This is a genomic window from Paenibacillus solani (assembly GCF_001277345.1).
Taxonomy (GTDB): domain Bacteria; phylum Bacillota; class Bacilli; order Paenibacillales; family Paenibacillaceae; genus Paenibacillus_AQ; species Paenibacillus_AQ solani.
This window is the reverse complement of record NZ_LIUT01000002.1, coordinates 178,007-197,755: the sequence shown is the minus strand read 5'-3', so window position 1 is coordinate 197,755 and position 19,749 is coordinate 178,007. Positions and strand designations below refer to the sequence as shown.

Genomic DNA, 19,749 nt, shown 5'->3' with positions numbered 1-19,749 from the left:
AAGTGGCTATAAGGGGACCCTCTGCTAAGGGGTTAGACTGCGTAAGCGGTGCGAGGGTTCGAATCCCTCTCTCTCCGCCATTTGAATAACTTGAAATGCAACCTAGGTTTATATGGCGGTGTAGCTCAGCTGGCTAGAGCGTACGGTTCATACCCGTGAGGTCGGGGGTTCGATCCCCTCCGCCGCTACCATACATACCNACCCGTGAGGTCGGGGGTTCGATCCCCTCCGCCGCTACCATACATACCTGGAGGCTTAGCTCAGCTGGGAGAGCATCTGCCTTACAAGCAGAGGGTCGGGGGTTCGATCCCCTCAGCCTCCACCATGTATATTTTATTATCTCACCTTGCCGGTGTAGCTCAATTGGTAGAGCAACTGACTTGTAATCAGTAGGTTGGGGGTTCAAGTCCTCTCGCCGGCACCATCTTTATCTATGCGGAACTGTGGTGTAGAGGCCTAACATGCCTGCCTGTCACGCAGGAGACCGCGGGTTCGAATCCCGTCAGTTCCGCCATTCTTTATAAGCTTCAGGGATGAGAATCCATAATGGGTTCGTCGGAGCAAAGCTTCGTTAGCAGAGACTTCGCAGTCTCGAACGAAGAGAGAGTATCCCGTCAGTTCCGCCATTCTTATTTAATGAGAATAAATAATGTGGTTTTTTCACAAGATAAAGTAGGAAGTGTCATACTCCGCACTTTATCTTTAGTATCTACTACATAAGGCTCGGTAGCTCAGTCGGTAGAGCAGAGGACTGAAAATCCTCGTGTCGGCGGTTCGATTCCGTCCCGAGCCACCTTTATATCCTGGAGGCTTAGTGAAGTGGCTAAACACGGCAGACTGTAAATCTGCTCTCTACGAGTTCGGTGGTTCGAATCCATCAGCCTCCACCATTCCTAAGAGCCATTAGCTCAGTTGGTAGAGCACCTGACTTTTAATCAGGGTGTCGAAGGTTCGAGTCCTTCATGGCTCATCATAAGAGTCGTCAACGTTGTTGACGGCTCTTTTTGTGTTTGTTTTTCTCTAAATCCATTGACTTATTATAGAAGGAATTGTGGTTTGTCCAAGATGATATGCTAAAATAAGAAAAAACAATAAAGTGGTGGGGTCATCAATGGTGGAGATGGAGCACATCGTTCAGAAACTCGAAGAGACATTAGGTACGACACTCGTCTTAAAAACCCTAAATGCCCAAGAGACGGCTTGGCTTACTGAGTCTAAAGCGGCTTCCAGTCGTATTATTAAGGGGAATGGGGAAGAGACCACAAAATCCAATAAACGTGGAGATAGCATTACCGCTCCCATATCTATCTCGGATGGAGTTTATATCCATAAGACACTAGATGAGGTCTGGTTTCCGGTGAATCCGAGCTCGAAAGAAGCTGCCCGGGTGATCGCAGCACGGCGAGATGCACTAACGGAATCGGAGATGGGGCTTATCACTCTTTTATTGTCGAGCCTTCAAGATACACTGCAGGGAGCTGCGGCTAAGCCTAACGGTAAGGTTGAAGAGGAACGTCTTGCTCTGCAGCTGGGTGCATGGATCAAAGAGCGGCTGCATGCCGGTGAGCTGCTTGCTGAATTGCCGGATGAATTACAGGCTCGGACAAGCATTACAGAGGAAATGGTCGCATTTCTTTTAATTAATGGGAGCGAGCACGCATCTAGCCCAAGTTATAAAGCTTTGCATCGTCTGCTGCGCAGTTATTTTGACGGGGATATCCTTCTTGTCCCTTTACATGATAAAGAATGGATAATTCTAGCGAAACAAGAATTACTGAATGGCATCACGTCAGATGATAAGGAAGAGGCATCTCAGGATGGCGACCAGGATTTGTTGTCTTTATTCTGTATGGGACTCTATGAACTGATTTCGACAGAATGGGTGGGGGATTTCCATATTTCGGCCATACCTTCCATACATGCGCTGCATGCTTTGCCGCAGACGGTTAGTTTATTGCGGGAAACGATGACAATTGGCCGTACATTTCAGGTTAAGGAGCATATTCATCTGTCGACAGGTCTTCATTTAGAGCGTCTCGTTTATAGCATTCCGGAATACCAACGAAATCAGTTTCTGAGGGAGTATGCGGCGGGGCATACCGAACTGTTTGAGGATAGCGAGACCTTATCGACATTGGAATCTTTTTTTGAGTTGGACTGCAATGTCAGCGAGACAGCTAAGCATCTATACATCCACCGTAATACGCTGTTATATCGATTGGACAAGATCAAGCAAGAGACCGGTCTTGATGTGCGGAGCTTCAGCGATGCGGTATTAGTGAAAATAACCCTCTTATTGTATAAAGTAACGAAAAGGAAATAGGATTTTTGTGCAGATTGTGTATAGCAAGACAGGTGCCTATGGGGTAATATAAGACTATAATTAATTGTATTCGATTTCATAACATTCATATGAGGGGGCAAATGCACATGGCTGGTGTACGCTTAGAGCATATTTACAAGAAGTATGCAGGTGCAGATAAAGCAACTGTAATTGACGTTAATCTGGATATTAAAGATAAAGAATTCTTGGTATTGGTAGGTCCTTCCGGTTGCGGTAAGTCTACGACACTGCGTATGATCGCAGGTCTTGAAGAAATTTCTGAAGGTAAACTTTACATTGGCGACCGTGTTGTTAACGATGTAGCACCTAAAGATCGTGACATCGCGATGGTATTCCAATCCTACGCTTTGTATCCACATATGAACGTATACCAAAACATGGCATTCGGTTTGAAGCTCCGTAAGGTGAAGAAAGACGAAATCGATAAACGTGTACGTGACGCAGCTAAAATCCTGGATATCGAGCATCTGCTTGAGCGCAAGCCGAAGGCTCTCTCCGGTGGTCAGCGTCAACGTGTGGCCTTGGGCCGTGCGATTGTCCGTGATCCGCAAGTCTTCTTGATGGATGAGCCGCTTTCAAACTTGGATGCGAAACTCCGCGGTCAGATGCGTGCCGAAATTACGAAGCTGGTTAAGCGTCTTGAAACCACTTGTATCTACGTAACGCATGACCAAACAGAAGCTATGACGATGGGTGACCGTATCGTTGTTATGCAGGATGGCATTATTCAACAAGCGGATTCCCCAGAACAATTGTATAACAACCCGAACAATCTGTTCGTTGCAGGTTTCATTGGTTCCCCAACCATGAACTTCATCACTGGTAAATTGTCAGAACAGAACGGTGGAGTATTCTTCACTTCCCAAGGCCTGAACGTTCAAGTTCCAGGCGGTAAAGCACAATTGCTTAAGAACAAATCCCTGATCGGCAAAGAAGTAATTATGGGTGTTCGTCCGGAAGATATTCATGAAGAGCCAGTATTCCTGGAAGCCTCCCCGAACACAGTCTTCAATGCTAAAGTTGACGTAACCGAGAACCTTGGTCACGAAATGCTCTTGTACTTGAGTGGCTTGGGAACAGATACAGTTATCGGCCGTGTAGACGGACGTTCGACTACTCGCGAAGGCGACAAAGTGAAATTGGCACTCGACATGAACAAAGTTCATATCTTCGATAAAGAGTCCGAACTGAACGTATTGATTGAGGACTAATCTTAGTAACTCGATATCTTAAAGGAAACCGCCCCTAATTGGGGGCGGTTTTTTTAGCGATATAGCAGATGCAGTATATTACCAGCCTTCATTCTATGAAGAGGGGACGAATTATTCTCGAAGCAATAACCGTTACATATATTGAGATGGCTACGAGTAAGAGGAGCAAAAAGTCACCGGCCCCTGAATCCAATCTCTCTGAAAGAGAGCGGAGAGAATTGCATTCAACGGCTTTTTTCGATAAGATAAGCACAAAGCACGGCATACATAAGCATGTTCATACATATCGGTGAGCAGTTAGATCACTGGCATAGATATAGGGAAGAACATGTAGATTATCGACCATGAAATCGTTCATCACAACAAGCCATCGCTTGATGGCTTCGCTTGCAGATGTTCAACATACAATGGTAGAAGAGGGGTAAACCATGGCCAAGAAAGTAAAGGTGTCTGAGCTGGTCCAGCAGTTTCAGCTGGAGGTCATCGCAGGTGAGGAAGGACTGAAACGTCAGATTACAACGGACGATCTGAATCGCCCGGGATTGGAAATGGCCGGTTATTTTGAATACCATCCGCGTGAGCGGGTTCAGCTTATGGGGCGTACAGAATTGGCGTTCTTCGGCATGTTGAAGCCGGAAGAGCGAATAGAACGGATGCGCAGTCTATGTACAGATGAAACGCCTTGTATCGTCGTTACACGTTCCCTGGAAGTACCAGAGGAGCTGGTTCAGCTCGGGAATGAGCGAGGATTGCCTATCCTGCGCAGCAGCATGGCAACAACGATTCTGACAAGCCGTTTCACAAGTTTCTTGGAGCGTAAATTAGCACCGACTACAACCATTCACGGCGTATTGTGTGATGTATATGGCGTAGGCATGCTGATCACAGGCTCAAGCGGCATCGGGAAAAGTGAGACCGCGCTGGAGCTGGTTAAACGCGGACATCGATTAATTGCAGATGATGCGGTGGAGATTCGCCAAACCTCCGATTTCCAACTTCATGGAACAGCGCCTGAGCTGATTCGCCATCTGCTGGAAATTCGGGGAGTCGGCATTATTAATGTAATGACACTATTCGGCGCAGGTGCTGTTCGGAATAATAAACGGATTACGCTTGTTGTTCGATTGGAAGCCTGGCAGCAGGATAAACAATATGATCGTCTGGGGTTAGATGAAGAGACTACGCGAATCATTGAGACAGATATCCCTCTGGTCACGATTCCGGTTCGTCCAGGACGTAACCTTGCCGTAATTATTGAGGTGGCAGCCATGAATTACAGATTGAAGCAAATGGGTCTGAATGCTGCCCTGCAGTTTACGAACAAGCTGACGGCAACGATCGCTGAAGATATGGACGATTTGGATTAGAACGAGGGGGGATAGTGTAATGCAAACATTGCTGCTCGATCCGGTGGCCTTTTCCATCGGATCACTGCGTGTTCATTGGTATGGCTTGATTTTGGGACTGGGTGCTTTAACAGGTCTGCTGCTGGCTATTCGCGAGGGGAAGCGTTTTGGTGTTCCACAGGAATTTTTAATGGATCTGGTCTTGTTTGGCGTTCCTTCCGCTATCATAGGTGCGCGTATTTATTATGTAGCTTTTAAATGGGAAGACTATAAGGATAACTTCCTGGATGTATTCAAAACATGGAATGGCGGCATTGCCATATACGGTGCCCTTATTGGTGCCGTTATATGTGCATTGATCTTTGTCCGCAAAAAAGGCTACTCGTTCTGGCGAATAGCGGATATTTGTGCGCCTTCCTTGCTGGTAGGTCAGATGATTGGCCGCTGGGGCAACTTTGTGAATCAGGAAGCCTACGGAGGTCCTGTCAGCGACTCCTTCTTGCGAGGGGAGCTGCATCTGCCTGATTTCATTGTGAATCAGATGAATGTACAAGGGGTATTCCATCATCCTACCTTTTTATATGAATCGATTTGGAATTTGTTAGGGATCGTTCTTTTGATGATTATCCGGAGACAAAAATTCTTGCGTGCTGGTGAGCTGTTCATTGGATATTTCATCTGGTACTCAATCGGTCGATTCTTTATTGAAGCGCTGCGTACCGATAGTTTGGCATTCCAGGGCTCTACCGGAGTTGCTGACTTGATTAATAACGTGTTATGGGCACCTATGACTTGGATGGGCTTTGAGCTGGGCCATCTGGACCCGGCATATGGCAATATTCGAATCTCACAGCTGCTGTCTATTCTGATTGTCATTGGCGGCATCGTATTGATTATTGTACGCCGTGTAACAGGCCGTGCCCAAGTTCGATATTCAGATCCAATCGTGAACACCAAGACGGGAGCAGGCCCTACACCGGAGGCGGATCTCCAGGCTCATCATGCTTCTAAACCATCTGTGCCAGCTTCTGAGAAGAATGCAGGTCAGGTTCAGAAGGCAGGCGAACCGGCTGACGGAAAGTTGCACATGCAGAGCCAAGATACAGAAGCGGGATCAAACCGGACCGAAGACACTCCGGTAATAAAACCGGATACGGAGGACAAAAAGGAGTAGTTGCAGCATGATCGAAACCGTACTGTTTGATTTGGACGGCACTATTATTGATACTAATGAATTAATTATTTCTTCATTTCTGCATGTCTTTGAGGCCCAGGCACCTGGGCCGTTAACAAGAGAGCAGATTATTCCGCATATGGGTACTACGCTCGAACAACAGCTGCAGACATTTTCAGGCGGCGTAGAAGATGTGAATTCGCTTGTGAAAGCTTACCGATCCTTCAATACGCTTCATCATGACGAAATGGTCAAGCCATTTCCCCATGTGAATGAAGTCGTGGAGCGTCTGCATCATCATGGACTTTCGCTCGGAATCGTCACCACGAAGATTCGTCCATCTACGATGATGACTTTGGAGAAGTTTGATCTTGAGCGCTTCATGTCGGCGGTGGTTACGGTAAACGATGTAGAACATCCAAAACCGCATCCGGAGCCTGTTCTGACTGCAGTCGAGCGTCTGGGCGCCAATCCGGCAACGACATTGATGATCGGTGACAGTCCGGTCGACATTCAGTCTGCGAAGGCGGCGGGCGTGAAGGCTGCCGCTGTTGCTTGGTCTCTGAAGGGCGAAGAGAAACTGATGGAATACAGCCCGGACTTTATTTTGAAGGATATGAGAGATCTGTACGGGATCATAGGACTTCAAGAGGAATAGGAGTTTTGGTGGCATGGCCAGGAAGGTTACCCGTTATCCCGTAGAAGGGCCCAACGCACTATGGCAAATCTACCGGACTGTAAGCCCGTTTAAGGGTGTTAAGAACTTTATCTTCATCCAGCTAGCCCGCTATTGCCCGATCCTGCCGATGAAGAATTGGATATACCGCAACATGCTCGGAATGAAGGTCGGGCGTCATACCGCTTTTGGCTTGATGGTGATGGTGGATGTTTTCTTTCCGGAGCACATTACCATCGGCGAGAATTCGGTGATCGGCTACAATACAACCATTCTGGCACATGAGTATTTAATCAAGGAATATCGTTTGGGTGAAGTGCGGATCGGGGAAAACGTGCTCATCGGCGCGAATACCACGATTTTGCCTGGAGTAACGATCGGAGATGGAGCGGTGGTTGCTGCAGGTTCCGTTGTACATAAAGATGTGGCACCGGGTACGTTCGTAGGCGGAAATCCATTGCGGGAGCTGAGCAGGACGTCGACGGAAAACGAGTCAATTTGAGGGAATGTGACAAGTTAGGTTCTCAAGCTGCTGAAATTATTGTAGAATGTGTAGAGGATAACATGACACGAAGCGATGAACAGTCCCCTGGGTATGAATGGCCTTGCGGGACTTTTTGCCCGTCTATCTAAATAACTCCACTCACTCTATGAAAATATGAAATCAAAGGAGGCGACGCCTGACATGAGTGCTACGCTGAATAAAAAGGAGAGGCTGCCGCAGCTCGATATTTATCGCGCACTGGCTATCCTGGGCGTGCTTCACGTTCATGCGACTTCATTTGCAACAGTAGATGCGATTGATTCGCGATTCTATTATATTATTAATTTCTTGAATATTTTCTTTAAGTACGGCACGCCTTCGTTTATATTCTTGAGCAGCTTTGTGCTGTTCTATAACTATGCGGACCGGCCGCTGACCAAGGATTTGATCAAAAACTTCTACAAACGGCGTCTCTTGTACATTTTGCTGCCGTATCTGTTGTTCTCGATTATTTATTTCTTTGTTCGGATGTACCAAAATGGGCTGCTGAATAGCTCGTTTGATTTATGGGCAAATCTGCCGCTGTTTTTTGAACGATTGATTCGGGGTCAGAACTATACGCACTTATATTTCGTGTTTATCAGCTTGCAGTTCTACATCCTGTTCCCGATTTTCCTCAAGCTGTTCAAGTCGTCCCGTTTTCTTGTAAGATGGGCGGTTCCGATTGGTTTTCTGCTCCAGTGGGGATTCATCATATGGAATAAATACGAACTGCAATATGCGTTTAAAGGAAGCCTGGCTATTTCCTATCTAGCCTATTATATGCTGGGTGCTTATCTGGCTATGAATTATGATAAATTTAAAGGTTGGCTCACGTCCGCCTGGAGTAAACAAACGGTACGGCAAAGAGTAGGCACTATCGTGTTATGGGCAGGCTGGCTTGCCATGGCATTGTCTCATGTACAGATTTGGTACAATCAGCGGCTGCACGGGGCTAAATATGATTCCCTGCTATACGAACTGTTATGGAATCTGCATACTGTCTTCTCCGCGCTTGTATTGATGCAGCTGTCCAGCTGGCTGTATAACAGTGGTTGGAAGATCCTCGTCAAGACGCTCACAAGAATTGGTGAAGTATCCTTTGCCATCTATCTGGTGCATCCTTTGTGGCTGTTCCTGTATCGAAAATATGATCTCAAGCTGAATCCGGTAACCGATGATTATCTGATCTGGGTGTATGGCGGTATGGTGACTGCACTGATTGTCAGTGCGGTGGTCGTCCAGCTGGTGTTCCGGTGGGTTCCAGGCTCCTGGATGCTGCTTGGCAGCGTTCCGCGCTCACTGAAGCCGAAGCCTAAAGCACCATCAACGCCTTCACAGAAAAAAGATATCGTCACGGGGGATAGTAAGAAATCAGTTGATCTCTAATGAACATGTCTAACTATAGAAGCCGTCCGGGCAGCCGGGCGGTTTTTTGCTTTATAAATCCGTCTTATCCACGTAGACATGCACGGCAATCCTGCTTGCTCATGTGTTACAATGATAGCCAGAAGTTCCATGGATTCTGTGCTGGTTAAGACTAGTAGGAGCGAAGAATGATACATAGCAGATATAAGATATAAGCAGTGGAGAACCGTTGCGCAATCCATTGACGATCAGGCAATATTCATGGTAATATAGCCAATATCCTTTAATTTATTAGCAAGGTACCACTTTACCATACTAAAGAAACTCTGAATTTGAGGTGGAATGTCATGTCTAAACCGAAAGGCTTTGAGAAACCGTCGGGCGTGCGTGATTATCTCCCTCATGCGGTCACCAAGCTGCGACGGATTGAACGTGAAGTGCTCGCTTGCATGGACCGCTGGGGGTACCGGCAGATTATGACACCGACGATGGAATATTACGATACGGTAGGCGTGGCAAGCTCCACGTCTGACCAAAAGTTGTTTAAATTATTGAATAAGCACGGAACGACCATGGTGCTCCGGTCCGATCTGACGGCACCTATAGCACGGGTCATGTCTTCACTGCTGAAGGATGAGCCGCTGCCGGTACGATTGTCGTACCATGCAAATGTGTTCCGGGCTATCGAGGAAGAAGCGGGCCGGGAAGCGGAATTTTTTCAGACCGGTGTAGAGCTTGTAGGCGACGATACGCCGGAAGCTGATGCAGAAGTCATCGCTTTGGCGATTGAGTCCTTGAAGGCAGCTGGGGTAGAGAAGTTTAAAATTGCGATGGGACATATGGGTTTCCTTAATGGACTGCTCCAGGAGGTATTGCCTGAACGGACCGAGGATCAGGAAAGCCTGAAGCAGGATCTGCTGAACCGCGACTATGTCGGCTACCGGAATACGATTGCAGGTCTGAATCTTACGGAAGAGCAGCAGAACCGGCTGGAGGAAGTATTAAAGCTGCGCGGTGGCAGGGAGGTTGCCGGGCAAGCGCTGGATATCAGCAGTAATGAGCTGGCAAGGGCTTCGATTGAGCATCTGTGCAGAGTATGGGAAGTGCTCGAGGCATATGATGCCGCTAAACATGTACTATTTGATCTGACTATGCTCGGTGACTTCTCCTATTACACGGGAATGACATTTGAGGGTTATGCCGCTGAATTAGGTTCACCTGTAGCCAGCGGCGGACGTTATGATAAGCTGCTTCAGCAGTTTGGCCGTGCGATACCGGCGACGGGCTTCGCCCTCAAGACCACTCGCATCCTGGATGGGGTGCAGGGAGAAGAGATCACCGAGGAGCTGCCTGTTCTGATCCGATACACAGCTGCTTATCGAAAAGCAGGATTAGCGAAGGCATCGGAACTGCGAGCTGAAGGCCATACCGTTATTACTTCGCTAATTCCCGATACGGATGGGACGAATGCTCAAGATAAGGAAGAAGCGGCTGTATCGGGCAGCATGCTCCATCGAGGTTACCAAGATATCATTACATTTCAATAACATAGGAAGTTTACGATCTATACAAGCTAAAGAAGGGAGGATATGAAAGTGGCAGAAACGTTGAAAGTAGCTATGCCAAAAGGACGAATATATAAAAAGGCATCCGCTTTGTTCCGTTCAGCCGGACTTCCGGTTCCCCTGGACGTAGATGAGACACGAAAGCTGGTCATTTCCTTGCCGGAAGCAGGAATGGAATTTATTCTGGCGAAGCCGGTGGATGTGCCGACTTACGTGGAATACGGTGTCGCCGATATCGGTATTGTGGGCAAGGATGTGCTGATGGAGGAGAACAAAGACGTCTACGAACTGCTTGATCTTGGAATTGCGCGCTGCAGAATGTCCGTAATCGGTTTGCCGGATTGGAAGCCGGGCATTCATCAGCGGGTGGCCACGAAGTATCCGAATGTGGCCTCACAGTATTTTCGCGAACAAGGCCAGCAGGTAGAAGTAGTGAAGCTGAACGGCTCTATTGAGCTTGCTCCTCTAATCGGCTTGGCCGACCGGATCGTGGATATGGTGGAAACCGGCCAAACGCTGAAGGAAAACGGACTGGTCGAGATGAACAGCATCTTCGAAATTACAAGCCGCTTAATTGCCAATCGTGTCAGCTACCGGATGAAGAATGACGAAATCCAGACTCTGTGCGATCGGCTGCAAGCAGTCATTCTGTCGGAGAGAGCAAATCTGTAACGACCATAACTTATAGTGAACGGGCTAAGAACAAAGATCATGTTTATGTATCAAGGGCACGACGCGCCTAGGAGAGCAGAAATACGATGCAAGCAGCGGGAATGGGGGAGATGAAGGTGAAGGTTGTATCAGCTCGGGACTTTCAACTGAAAAGGGAAAATGATTACGGTACGCCGGAGCAGAATGAAGTCGTTAAAGCGATCGTAGCGGATATTCGAGCCGAAGGAGATGCTGCATTGCTGCGGCATACCGAGCAATTGGACCGTGTCCGTCTGACAGCAGATCAGCTTCGTGTAACGGATGAGGAGCTCAAGGCAGCTTATGAGCAAGTGGAGACATCGTTTGTGACGGCGATTCAGTCCGCAGCGAATAATATTCGCGCCTTTCATCTGAAGCAGAAACGTAACTCCTGGATGGATCTTCAAGCCGACGGCAGCATACTCGGACAGATTATTCGTCCGTTGAAGCGCGTAGGCGTGTATGTGCCTGGTGGAAAGGCAGCCTATCCTTCATCTGTGCTGATGAACGTGATTCCTGCGCAAGTGGCGGGCGTGCCAGAGATTGTTATGGTGACACCTCCATCTACCGGCGGGCAGGACGGAGTTAATCCTTATATCCTGGTAGCTGCAGCAGAGGCGGGCGTTACGGAGATCTACCGCGTGGGAGGAGCCCAAGCGATTGCGGCATTGGCCTACGGCACGGAGACGATCACACCCGTGGATAAAATTTGCGGACCCGGCAATATTTACGTGGCTCTGGCCAAGCGCGAAGTGTACGGTACGGTGAACATCGACAGCTTGGCCGGACCGAGCGAAATTGCCGTTCTGGCCGATGACAGCGCCGATGCATCGTATATCGCGGCTGATTTGCTCTCCCAGGCAGAGCATGACGAGATGGCCTCCGCTATTCTGGTGACGCCTTCCCGTAAGCTCGGAGAAGCCGTCGCCGTCGAAGTGCAGCGGCAGCTTGAGCTGCTGCCGCGCCGTGATATTGCACGGGCTTCGGTAGACAGCTACGGCGCGGTAATCATAACGGAGTCCCTAAGTGAAGGGATCGAAGTCATTAACCGTTTGGCGCCGGAGCATTTGGAGATTATGACAGAGGAGCCGATGGCGATTGCAGGCCGGATTGAGAATGCCGGTGCCATCTTCCTGGGTCCGTACAGCTCGGAGCCGGTGGGAGATTATTTTGCCGGTCCGAATCATATCATACCGACGAATGGAACGGCACGTTTTGCTTCGCCGGTGGATCTGGACGATTTTATCAAGAAATCGAGCTTGATCTATTACAGCAAGGAAGCCTTGCTGCGAGACGGTGAGCAGATTATGGAGCTGGCCCGGCGTGAGGGCCTTGAAGGGCACGCAAGGGCGATTCAAATTCGGCTTGATCAAGAACGATAAGAAACCATTGTAGAACATGCAGTGCGTTCATAATAGATATCTGTTTAGAGGAGGCAATCAACGTGAGCAGTTTGGATGCAGCAGCAAGATCAGCCGGCGTAAGCCGCAAAACAAATGAGACTGATATTACTCTTGATTTCAATGTTGATGGAACAGGAATTGCGGAATTGGAAACCGATGTGCCGTTTCTGAATCATATGCTCGATTTGTTTACGAAGCATGGCCACTTTGATCTTCGCGTCAAAGCGAAGGGCGATATCGAGATTGATGACCATCATACGGTGGAGGACATCGGGATCTGCTTGGGTCAGACCTTCCGCGAAGCGCTGGGAGATAAAAAAGGCATTAAGCGCTATGCCAGTGTATTCGTGCCGATGGATGAGGCGCTTGCGCAGGTCGTTGTAGATATCAGCAACCGTCCGCATTTTGAATACCGGGCTGAGTATCCTTCGCAGCAGGTAGGCTCTTTTCAAACTGAGCTGGTGCAAGAATTTCTGTGGAAATTGGCCTTGGAAGCCCGAATTACGCTGCATGTCATTGTACACTATGGACAGAATACGCACCATATGATTGAAGCAGTGTTTAAGGCACTTGGCCGTGCATTGGATGAGGCGACAAGCGTGGATCCGCGGGTAACCGGCGTACCGTCCACGAAGGGAGTGCTCTGATCGATGGCCATTGCAATCGTAGATTACGGGATGGGCAATCTGCATTCCGTCAGTAAAGCAGTGGAGCGGCTTGGTTACAAGCCGCTGGTCACGGGAGAGCGGGAAGAGATACTTGCTGCAGATGGGATCATCCTGCCCGGCGTCGGCGCGTTCGGCGATGCCATGGAGCAGCTGCGCGAAACTTCGCTAGACGCGGTCATGAAGGAAGCTGCGGAGTCGGGAAAGCCGCTGCTGGGGATATGCCTCGGTATGCAGCTCTTGTTCAGCCGAAGCGAGGAGCATGGCAAGAATGAAGGGCTGAATATTCTGCCCGGATCGGTGGTACGGTTCCCAGGCGGTGACTACAAGGTACCGCATATGGGCTGGAATTCATTGCAGTTCAAGAAGCGGGAGCATCCGTTGTTTGCGGGACTTGAGGAAGGTCATGTGTATTTTGTCCATTCGTATCATGTTCTTCCTGAGGTTCAGGCTGATTTGCTGGCAGTCACCGATTACGGTCAGCCAGTAACAGCTATCGTGGGCCGCGGCTCTGTGTATGGCATGCAGTTCCATCCCGAGAAGAGCGGGAAGCTCGGTATGAGTCTGCTGCGTAATTTCTTGGCTTTAACGGCAAGAGACTAAAATAGACCAAGTAGAAGGTGGGATTGGGGATGTCCTCTTTTATCATATATCCGGCGATCGATATTCGCGGTGGCAAATGTGTCCGGCTGGTGCAAGGCGATTATAATCAAGAAACAATATACAATGACAATCCGCTCGAGGTGGCCAAAGCATGGGAAGAGCAGGGAGGCAAATATATTCACCTTGTGGATTTGGACGGGGCGAAGGCAGGTCATCCAGTCAATGACGAGCTCATTGGAAGGATCGCATCGAGCGTTCAAGTTCCGGTGCAAGTAGGCGGCGGCCTGCGCACGCTGGCAGATGTAGAGCGGCTGCTGTCGCTCGGCGTTAGCCGGTTGATCATCGGCACTGCCGCGATTGAAGATCGCGTCTTTACGGAAGAGGTGCTGGGCAAGTACGGAGACAAGGTTGCCATCGGAATCGATGCGCGCAACGGATATGTTGCAACGCGGGGCTGGCTGGAAACGTCAGAAGTGCAAGCTGAGGTGCTGGCTAAGGAATTAGCAGCCAAAGGCGCAGAAACCTTCATCTTCACGGATATTTCCCGTGACGGTATGATGCAGGGGCCTAACGTAGAGGCCATTGTCTCGCTCGCTAAAGCAAGCGGTCGTTCCGTTATCGCTTCGGGCGGTGTTACAAAGCTGGACGATTTGCTGGCGCTCAGCGAACACAGCGGTGACGGCGTAGGCGGAGCGATCGTAGGCAAGGCGCTGTATACAGGAAATATTGATTTATATGAGGCCATATCACGCATCCAATAAAATTGGTCCTAGGCCTGGTTCTGTTCGATTAAGCCTAAAGAATTAAGTTTATTCAATGGGAAGAGGGGAAAAAGGATGCTGGCAAAACGGATTATACCTTGCCTGGATGTAAAAGATGGCCGGGTGGTGAAGGGTGTTAATTTTGTAAACCTGCGCGATGCGGGTGATCCGGTGGAATTGGCGGCGCTCTACGACCGGGAAGGCGCAGACGAGCTTGTTTTTCTGGATATCTCGGCATCGGTAGAAGGCCGGGCAACGATGGAGGAAGTCGTACGCCGGACGGCTGGAGAGATCTCCATCCCGTTTACGGTTGGGGGAGGCATCTCATCTGTCGAGGATATGAAGCGGATTCTGCGCGCGGGCGCGGATAAAATCGGAATCAACACGGCAGCGGTGAGACAGCCGGAGCTGATCTCGGACGGGGCGCGCAAATTCGGCTCCCAATGCATCGTTGTGGCGGTTGACGCCAAGTACAATGAAGCTTGGGGAGAATGGGAAGTGTACACGCATGGCGGACGGACCCCGTCCGGGATGAAGGCGCTGGATTGGGTGAAGCAGGCGGAGAGCCTGGGCGCTGGGGAAATCCTGCTAACCAGTATGGATGCGGATGGAACGAAGGATGGCTTCGATCTTGCGCTGACATCAGCCGTATCCTCGGTGGTGCGGATCCCTGTCATCGCCTCCGGCGGCGCCGGCAAAGAGGATCACTTCTATGACGTGTTCACCACGGGTAAGGCGGATGCAGGCCTTGCGGCAACCATTTTTCACTATAAAGAAATCTCAATTCCTCATCTGAAGCAGCATCTCAGTGGAAAAGGAGTGGATATACGATGAGCGAAGATATGTTGAAGGATTTATCTCTGGAGCAGGTCAGTGAGCATATCCGTTGGGATGTTTCGGGCTTGGTGCCAGCGATTGTACAGGATGCAGAGAGCAAGCAAGTGCTGATGATGGCTTATATGAATCGGGAGTCTCTTCGGTTGACGCTGGAAAGCGGCGAGACTTGGTTCTGGAGCCGTTCGCGCGAAGAGTTGTGGCATAAGGGGGCAACTTCCGGCAACGTACAGACTGTAGTTTCCATGACGTATGATTGCGATGGAGATACTCTCCTGCTGCAGGTGAATCCGAATGGACCGGCCTGTCATACCGGACAAACAACCTGTTTCTACAATGAGATTACCGTTCAGGGGCAGAGCGAGCCTGCGAGTCCACGTGCGGCAGCAGCCAGCGGACGCTTCGATGTTCTGGCTGAGCTTGAGAATGTCATTGCCCAGCGCGAGGTAGAGCGGCCGGAAGGAGCCTATACGACATATTTATTCGATAAAGGTGTAGACAAGATCCTCAAGAAAGTGGGCGAGGAAGCTTCAGAAACGATCATCGCCGCCAAAAATAAAGATAACGCTGAGCTGAAGCTGGAAATCAGCGATCTGATTTACCACCTGCTGGTCCTTCTTCAGGAGCGGAAGCTTCCGCTCGACGAGATCATGGATGAGCTGAGCCGCCGCCATGAACGGCCGCGTCGCGATTAGGAGGCTTACGATGATTATTGATTACCATACTCACCATGCCCGGTGCGGACATGCAGAGGGGCAGCTGGAGGAGTATGTCCAGCAGGCCATAGAGCTGGAGATGGATCAGTTGGGATTGTCGGATCATATGCCCTTGATTCACGTCAATCCGCAGACGTATTACCCGGAGATGGCCATGCCGATGGATGAGCTGCCGCGTTATGTGGAAGAATGTCTGCTGCTCAAGGAACGCTATAAAGGACAGATTGATATTCGGATCGGACTCGAAGGCGATTATATCGAGGGATACGAAGAAATGATTGAGCAGATCGTGAAGGACTATCCGTGGGATTACGTCATCGGCTCCGTTCACTTTCTGGGTGAATGGGACATAACAGATTACCGCCAGACTCAAGGCTGGGAGGGCAAGAACCCGTTTGAAGTCTATAGGCAGTATTATGATGCGGTGCAGAAAGCGGCCGCGACCGGTTTCTATGATATCATGGGCCATCTGGACGTGATCAAACGGTTCGGTTATGGACCCGGACCGGAGCATACGGCCGATGTGATCGCTCTGGAGAACGCTGCGCTTGCTGCAGTTGCTCGCAGCGGGGTAGCCATGGAGTTAAATGCCTCCGGTTTATCGAAAGCTTGCGAGGAGATGTTCCCGAGCCGTCGCATGCTGGAGGAAGCAATAAAGCTTGGCATTCCACTCACTTTAGGTTCGGATGCCCATCAGCCAATGAAGCTCGGGGAGCATCTGGATCAGGCACGGGCGCTGTTATCAGAGCTCGGAGTACGAGAGCTTGCGACTTTCCGCAACCGAAAACGCGAGATGGTGCTTTGGAATATGGAAGAAACGATGTATAATAAGGACAAGCACGAATTGTAAACTGATTTCATGATGACGGCTGTTTTCCTCCCCATACGACGCGGATCACGAGTCGAAGGGATTGGAAACGGCCTGATTTAACGATAACGCCTTCATTATCATCCCATCATCCGACATGTTCATCATCAACCAATCTCGTCAGGAGGTCCTCATGCATCATTCACTACGATTATTCGCCGGAACTTCCAACCCGCAGCTGGCGGCAAGTATTAGCCAGCAATTGGGAGTTGAACTGGGAAAGATTAAGATTTCCCGCTTTCAGAGCGGGGAGGTTTATGTTCATTTTGAAGAGAGTATCCGTAATTGCGATGTTTTTCTACTGCAGTCCTTTTCTCATCCAATCAATGAAATGTTCGTAGAGCTGCTGGTGATGATTGATGCCGCCAAGCGTGCATCAGCCAGAACGATCAATATTATTGTGCCTTATTACGGTTATGCAAGGCAGGAGCGCAAGGCAGCGCCGCGTGAACCGATTTCGGCCAAAATGGTAGCCGATGTGCTGACTACGGCAGGAGCCAACCGCGTCATTACGATTGATCTGCATGCGCCTGCGATCCAGGGATTCTTCAATATCCCGGTGGATCATCTGACTGCGCTCGATCTGATCACAGAGTACCTGAAGACCAAGAAGATCGAGAATCCGGTGATCGTTTCTCCCGATGCCGGCCGGGCGAAGACGGCGGAGAAGCTCGCTAGTCGATTGGGCTCGCCGTTTGCGATGATGGTCAAGCAGCGCCCAGCGCATAACGAGGCGGTTATTACCCACGTCATTGGAGACGTGGTGGGTCGCACGCCGATTATTATTGAGGACTTAATTGATACGGGAACTACCATCGTTCAAGTGGTAGAAAGTCTTAAAGAACGGGGAGCCAAGGATGCCATTGTGTGTGCGACCCATGGACTTTTTTCCGGGGAGGCATTAAGCCGTCTGGACCATACTCATATTGAGGAAATCGTGATCACAGACTCCATTGTGCTCCCTGACCATCACTGCAAGATGCGGCTGAAGGTGCTGTCTGTTGCGCCTATGCTAGCCCAAGCCACTCATATTATTATCGAGGGTGGATCTATAGCTACTTTATTCAAAGACGCCGGTGTGTAAACTGGTGTCTTTTTTCTGCAAATGACATCGAAACTTGTGTTATACTGTTGTGGATAGAGGAGCAAGTTAAAGGAGGTGCCTTGCTTTTCGTGAATGGTAATCCATACGGGTCCAGTGACCCCCACAATGTTATATCTATCGAAATGAATGCCAATTTCTTCTTCGATCGTGCGGTTCGTTCGCTTGATCGTTATCAATATGACAAGGCTCTGAAGTATTTTCGCAAAGCTGTTGAATATGAACCGGATAATCCGGTGAATCATTGCAATGTGGCGGGTATATTATCAGAGACGGGTGATTATAAAGCTTCTAACGAAGTCTTATCTCACATTCTGAAGCAGGTAGACCCGCTTATGACCGAATGTTATTTCTATATGGCGAATAACTACGCGAATATGGAGCAGTTCGAGAAGGCGGAAGAAGCTCTAGTAACCTATCTGGAGGAAGACCCGAGCGGACAATTTCTGGACGAAGCCGAGGAAATGATGGAGCTGCTTCATTATGAGCTTAATCGTCCTGCCAAGCTGAATCGGATCAAGAGCCGTGAAGGCGTGGTTGAACACGAGCATGCCCGGGCGCTGCTTGAAGAAGGTAAATTCGCTCAGGCGGTCAAGCTGCTGGAGGAGATCGTTAATGACTCCCCGGATTTTCTGGCTGCGCGCAACAATCTGGCTCTGGCCTATTATTACATGGGTCGTTTTGATACCGCAAAACGCACCATTGGCGAGGTGTTGGATCTAGAGCCGGGCAATCTGCACGGTCTGTGCAATCTGGCCATCTTCTATCAACATGAAGGTAATCATGAGCAGCGCGACCGTTTAATGGACATGCTAAGGGTGGCCGTTCCTTTTCATATGGAGCATGTGTTTAAGCTGGCTACAACGATGGGAATACTGGGGCAGCATGAAGTTGCGTACAGTCATTTCCGCCGCCTCTTAAAGGATGAAGAGTTTAGCAGCGACCCTAGTTTGTATCATTACACGGCGGTTGCCGCGTGCAACAGCGGTTATTATGACAAAGCCGAGAAATATTGGCGGCATGCGCTGAAGCTGGACGGCGATTCGGTAATCCCTAATTTCTATCTGGCCCAGCTGCAGCAGCGTAAGGAAACAGGTACGGATCAGATGAAGGTGAGTTATCACTATCATCTTCCGTTCGAGGAACAGTTCAAACGTTGGGAGCATGATGGAGATAAGCTGACCGAGGAAGCGAAGCAGAATCCACTGATTCGTTCTTCTTTCTTCTGGGCACTTAGACATGGCGATCCTCAGACCAAGCTTCAGGTTATCCGGACGCTGGAATTGATAGCGGATGAAGAGGTCCAGCATGCATTGCAGTCATTTCTTCAGGAACCGGGAGAGGATGCGGAGCTGAAGGATGCCGCCCGTCTGGTACTTCAGCAGATGGAAGCTGCAAGCAGTCGGCTGCAGGATCGGCGCGAAGATCGCGATGCGTCCCCGAGTAAGAGCCTTGAGGTATCCCCGGATTGGCTGCCTTCCTGGAAAGCGGTGCTGGAGAAAGCGGAGCAGACGATGGACATGCGTGTTGATGCCTATTGGAAAAAAGACTTGGAGAATCTCTGGTCCGACTTCTTAAGTCGTCTGTATCCGGATATTCCGAAAATTCGGAATGTGGATGGCTGGGCGGCGGCATTGGAGTATCTAACGGCCAAGAAGCGCGGACGCGCTTTAACCTATGAGCAGGTGGCCGGCCGCTACGGTATATCGTCATCAACGGTTAGCCGTTATGCACGTCAAATGGATAGTGTATGTGCAGCGAAAGATCAACCGGACGATGATTTCAGACCATTTACTGAGAAAATGTAAATCGGATTTATCAAGATCTTGAATCAAACAACGTCCTGCTTCATATAGGAATATGTTGGCACATAAAAATTCCTTTATCTCTGAATAGAAAG

At 49.5% G+C, this 19,749-nt stretch carries 18 protein-coding genes and 7 tRNA genes; all 25 read left to right on the top strand.

Going from position 1 to position 19,749, the window contains the following annotated elements:
* Positions 1–114: 114 nt before the first annotated feature.
* Positions 115–191, top strand: a tRNA-Met gene (locus AM231_RS17405).
* A gap of 58 nt (positions 192–249) precedes the next feature.
* Positions 250–325 (top strand) — tRNA-Val (locus AM231_RS17400).
* A 23-nt stretch (positions 326–348) separates the two neighbouring features.
* A tRNA-Thr gene (locus AM231_RS17395) sits at positions 349–424 on the top strand.
* A gap of 13 nt (positions 425–437) precedes the next feature.
* Positions 438–514 (top strand) — tRNA-Asp (locus AM231_RS17390).
* A 206-nt stretch (positions 515–720) separates the two neighbouring features.
* Positions 721–793, top strand: a tRNA-Phe gene (locus tag AM231_RS17385).
* 12 nt (positions 794–805) lie between these two features.
* Positions 806–890 (top strand) — tRNA-Tyr (locus AM231_RS17380).
* A gap of 7 nt (positions 891–897) precedes the next feature.
* Positions 898–970: transfer RNA gene (locus AM231_RS17375), tRNA-Lys, on the top strand.
* Between the two features lie 141 nt (positions 971–1,111).
* Positions 1,112–2,323: a PucR family transcriptional regulator gene (locus AM231_RS17370; protein WP_054403807.1), complete on the top strand. Its 1,212-nt coding sequence runs from the start codon at positions 1,112–1,114 to the stop codon at positions 2,321–2,323.
* Positions 2,324–2,430: 107 nt separating this feature from the next.
* Positions 2,431–3,555: an ABC transporter ATP-binding protein gene (locus AM231_RS17365; RefSeq protein ID WP_053490631.1), complete on the top strand. Its 1,125-nt coding sequence runs from the start codon at positions 2,431–2,433 to the stop codon at positions 3,553–3,555.
* Positions 3,556–3,983: 428 nt separating this feature from the next.
* Positions 3,984–4,922, top strand: coding sequence for an HPr(Ser) kinase/phosphatase (gene hprK, locus AM231_RS17360; RefSeq protein ID WP_053490630.1), 939 nt, complete (start codon positions 3,984–3,986; stop codon positions 4,920–4,922).
* Positions 4,923–4,941: 19 nt separating this feature from the next.
* A complete protein-coding gene (lgt, locus tag AM231_RS17355) occupies positions 4,942–6,075 on the top strand; it encodes a prolipoprotein diacylglyceryl transferase (RefSeq protein ID WP_054403806.1) in 1,134 nt (377 codons plus the stop codon).
* Between the two features lie 7 nt (positions 6,076–6,082).
* Positions 6,083–6,733, top strand: coding sequence for a pyrophosphatase PpaX (ppaX, locus tag AM231_RS17350; RefSeq protein WP_054403805.1), 651 nt, complete (start codon positions 6,083–6,085; stop codon positions 6,731–6,733).
* Between the two features lie 13 nt (positions 6,734–6,746).
* Positions 6,747–7,253 (top strand): acyltransferase, encoded by a 507-nt coding sequence (locus tag AM231_RS17345; RefSeq protein ID WP_054403804.1) that lies wholly within the window; start codon positions 6,747–6,749, stop codon positions 7,251–7,253.
* A gap of 183 nt (positions 7,254–7,436) precedes the next feature.
* Positions 7,437–8,663, top strand: coding sequence for an acyltransferase (locus tag AM231_RS17340; RefSeq protein ID WP_053490626.1), 1,227 nt, complete (start codon positions 7,437–7,439; stop codon positions 8,661–8,663).
* Positions 8,664–8,989: 326 nt separating this feature from the next.
* Positions 8,990–10,189, top strand: a complete 1,200-nt coding sequence (locus AM231_RS17335) for an ATP phosphoribosyltransferase regulatory subunit (RefSeq protein ID WP_054403803.1) — start codon at positions 8,990–8,992, stop codon at positions 10,187–10,189.
* Between the two features lie 48 nt (positions 10,190–10,237).
* Positions 10,238–10,879, top strand: a complete 642-nt coding sequence (hisG, locus tag AM231_RS17330; RefSeq protein ID WP_053490624.1) for an ATP phosphoribosyltransferase — start codon at positions 10,238–10,240, stop codon at positions 10,877–10,879.
* Positions 10,880–10,995: 116 nt separating this feature from the next.
* Complete coding sequence (gene hisD, locus AM231_RS17325; protein ID WP_054403818.1) at positions 10,996–12,279, top strand: histidinol dehydrogenase; 1,284 nt, start codon at positions 10,996–10,998, stop codon at positions 12,277–12,279.
* Positions 12,280–12,341: 62 nt separating this feature from the next.
* The gene (gene hisB, locus AM231_RS17320) at positions 12,342–12,947 is read left to right on the top strand and encodes an imidazoleglycerol-phosphate dehydratase HisB (protein ID WP_053490623.1); all 606 of its coding nucleotides are present in this window, start codon (positions 12,342–12,344) and stop codon (positions 12,945–12,947) included.
* A 3-nt stretch (positions 12,948–12,950) separates the two neighbouring features.
* A complete protein-coding gene (hisH, locus tag AM231_RS17315; RefSeq protein ID WP_054403802.1) occupies positions 12,951–13,568 on the top strand; it encodes an imidazole glycerol phosphate synthase subunit HisH in 618 nt (205 codons plus the stop codon).
* Between the two features lie 29 nt (positions 13,569–13,597).
* On the top strand, positions 13,598–14,329 hold the full coding sequence (hisA, locus tag AM231_RS17310) for a 1-(5-phosphoribosyl)-5-[(5-phosphoribosylamino)methylideneamino]imidazole-4-carboxamide isomerase (RefSeq protein WP_207383629.1): 732 nt from the start codon (positions 13,598–13,600) through the stop codon (positions 14,327–14,329).
* Between the two features lie 75 nt (positions 14,330–14,404).
* Entirely contained in the window at positions 14,405–15,163 is a 759-nt protein-coding gene (gene hisF / locus AM231_RS17305) for an imidazole glycerol phosphate synthase subunit HisF (protein WP_054403800.1), read from the top strand.
* Positions 15,160–15,858 (top strand): bifunctional phosphoribosyl-AMP cyclohydrolase/phosphoribosyl-ATP diphosphatase HisIE, encoded by a 699-nt coding sequence (gene hisIE / locus AM231_RS17300; protein ID WP_054403799.1) that lies wholly within the window; start codon positions 15,160–15,162, stop codon positions 15,856–15,858. The genes hisF and hisIE overlap by 4 nt, the downstream gene beginning before the upstream one ends.
* A gap of 10 nt (positions 15,859–15,868) precedes the next feature.
* The gene (hisJ, locus tag AM231_RS17295; protein WP_054403798.1) at positions 15,869–16,729 is read left to right on the top strand and encodes a histidinol-phosphatase HisJ; all 861 of its coding nucleotides are present in this window, start codon (positions 15,869–15,871) and stop codon (positions 16,727–16,729) included.
* 151 nt (positions 16,730–16,880) lie between these two features.
* Positions 16,881–17,831 (top strand): ribose-phosphate diphosphokinase, encoded by a 951-nt coding sequence (locus tag AM231_RS17290; RefSeq protein WP_054403797.1) that lies wholly within the window; start codon positions 16,881–16,883, stop codon positions 17,829–17,831.
* Positions 17,832–17,920: 89 nt separating this feature from the next.
* A complete protein-coding gene (locus AM231_RS17285) occupies positions 17,921–19,657 on the top strand; it encodes a tetratricopeptide repeat protein (protein ID WP_423212926.1) in 1,737 nt (578 codons plus the stop codon).
* Positions 19,658–19,749 lie beyond the last annotated feature (92 nt).

Excerpts from the sequence above, each read along its gene's own strand:
- AM231_RS17370 (WP_054403807.1), top strand. The coding sequence starts at position 1,112 with ATGGTGGAGATGGAGCACATCGTTCAGAAACTCGAAGAGACATTAGGT.
- AM231_RS17365 (WP_053490631.1), top strand. The coding sequence starts at position 2,431 with ATGGCTGGTGTACGCTTAGAGCATATTTACAAGAAGTATGCAGGTGCA.
- hprK (WP_053490630.1), top strand. The coding sequence starts at position 3,984 with ATGGCCAAGAAAGTAAAGGTGTCTGAGCTGGTCCAGCAGTTTCAGCTG.
- lgt (WP_054403806.1), top strand. The coding sequence starts at position 4,942 with ATGCAAACATTGCTGCTCGATCCGGTGGCCTTTTCCATCGGATCACTG.
- ppaX (WP_054403805.1), top strand. The coding sequence starts at position 6,083 with ATGATCGAAACCGTACTGTTTGATTTGGACGGCACTATTATTGATACT.
- AM231_RS17345 (WP_054403804.1), top strand. The coding sequence starts at position 6,747 with ATGGCCAGGAAGGTTACCCGTTATCCCGTAGAAGGGCCCAACGCACTA.
- AM231_RS17340 (WP_053490626.1), top strand. The coding sequence starts at position 7,437 with ATGAGTGCTACGCTGAATAAAAAGGAGAGGCTGCCGCAGCTCGATATT.
- AM231_RS17335 (WP_054403803.1), top strand. The coding sequence starts at position 8,990 with ATGTCTAAACCGAAAGGCTTTGAGAAACCGTCGGGCGTGCGTGATTAT.
- hisH (WP_054403802.1), top strand. The coding sequence starts at position 12,951 with ATGGCCATTGCAATCGTAGATTACGGGATGGGCAATCTGCATTCCGTC.
- hisA (WP_207383629.1), top strand. The coding sequence starts at position 13,598 with ATGTCCTCTTTTATCATATATCCGGCGATCGATATTCGCGGTGGCAAA.
- hisF (WP_054403800.1), top strand. The coding sequence starts at position 14,405 with ATGCTGGCAAAACGGATTATACCTTGCCTGGATGTAAAAGATGGCCGG.
- hisIE (WP_054403799.1), top strand. The coding sequence starts at position 15,160 with ATGAGCGAAGATATGTTGAAGGATTTATCTCTGGAGCAGGTCAGTGAG.
- hisJ (WP_054403798.1), top strand. The coding sequence starts at position 15,869 with ATGATTATTGATTACCATACTCACCATGCCCGGTGCGGACATGCAGAG.
- AM231_RS17290 (WP_054403797.1), top strand. The coding sequence starts at position 16,881 with ATGCATCATTCACTACGATTATTCGCCGGAACTTCCAACCCGCAGCTG.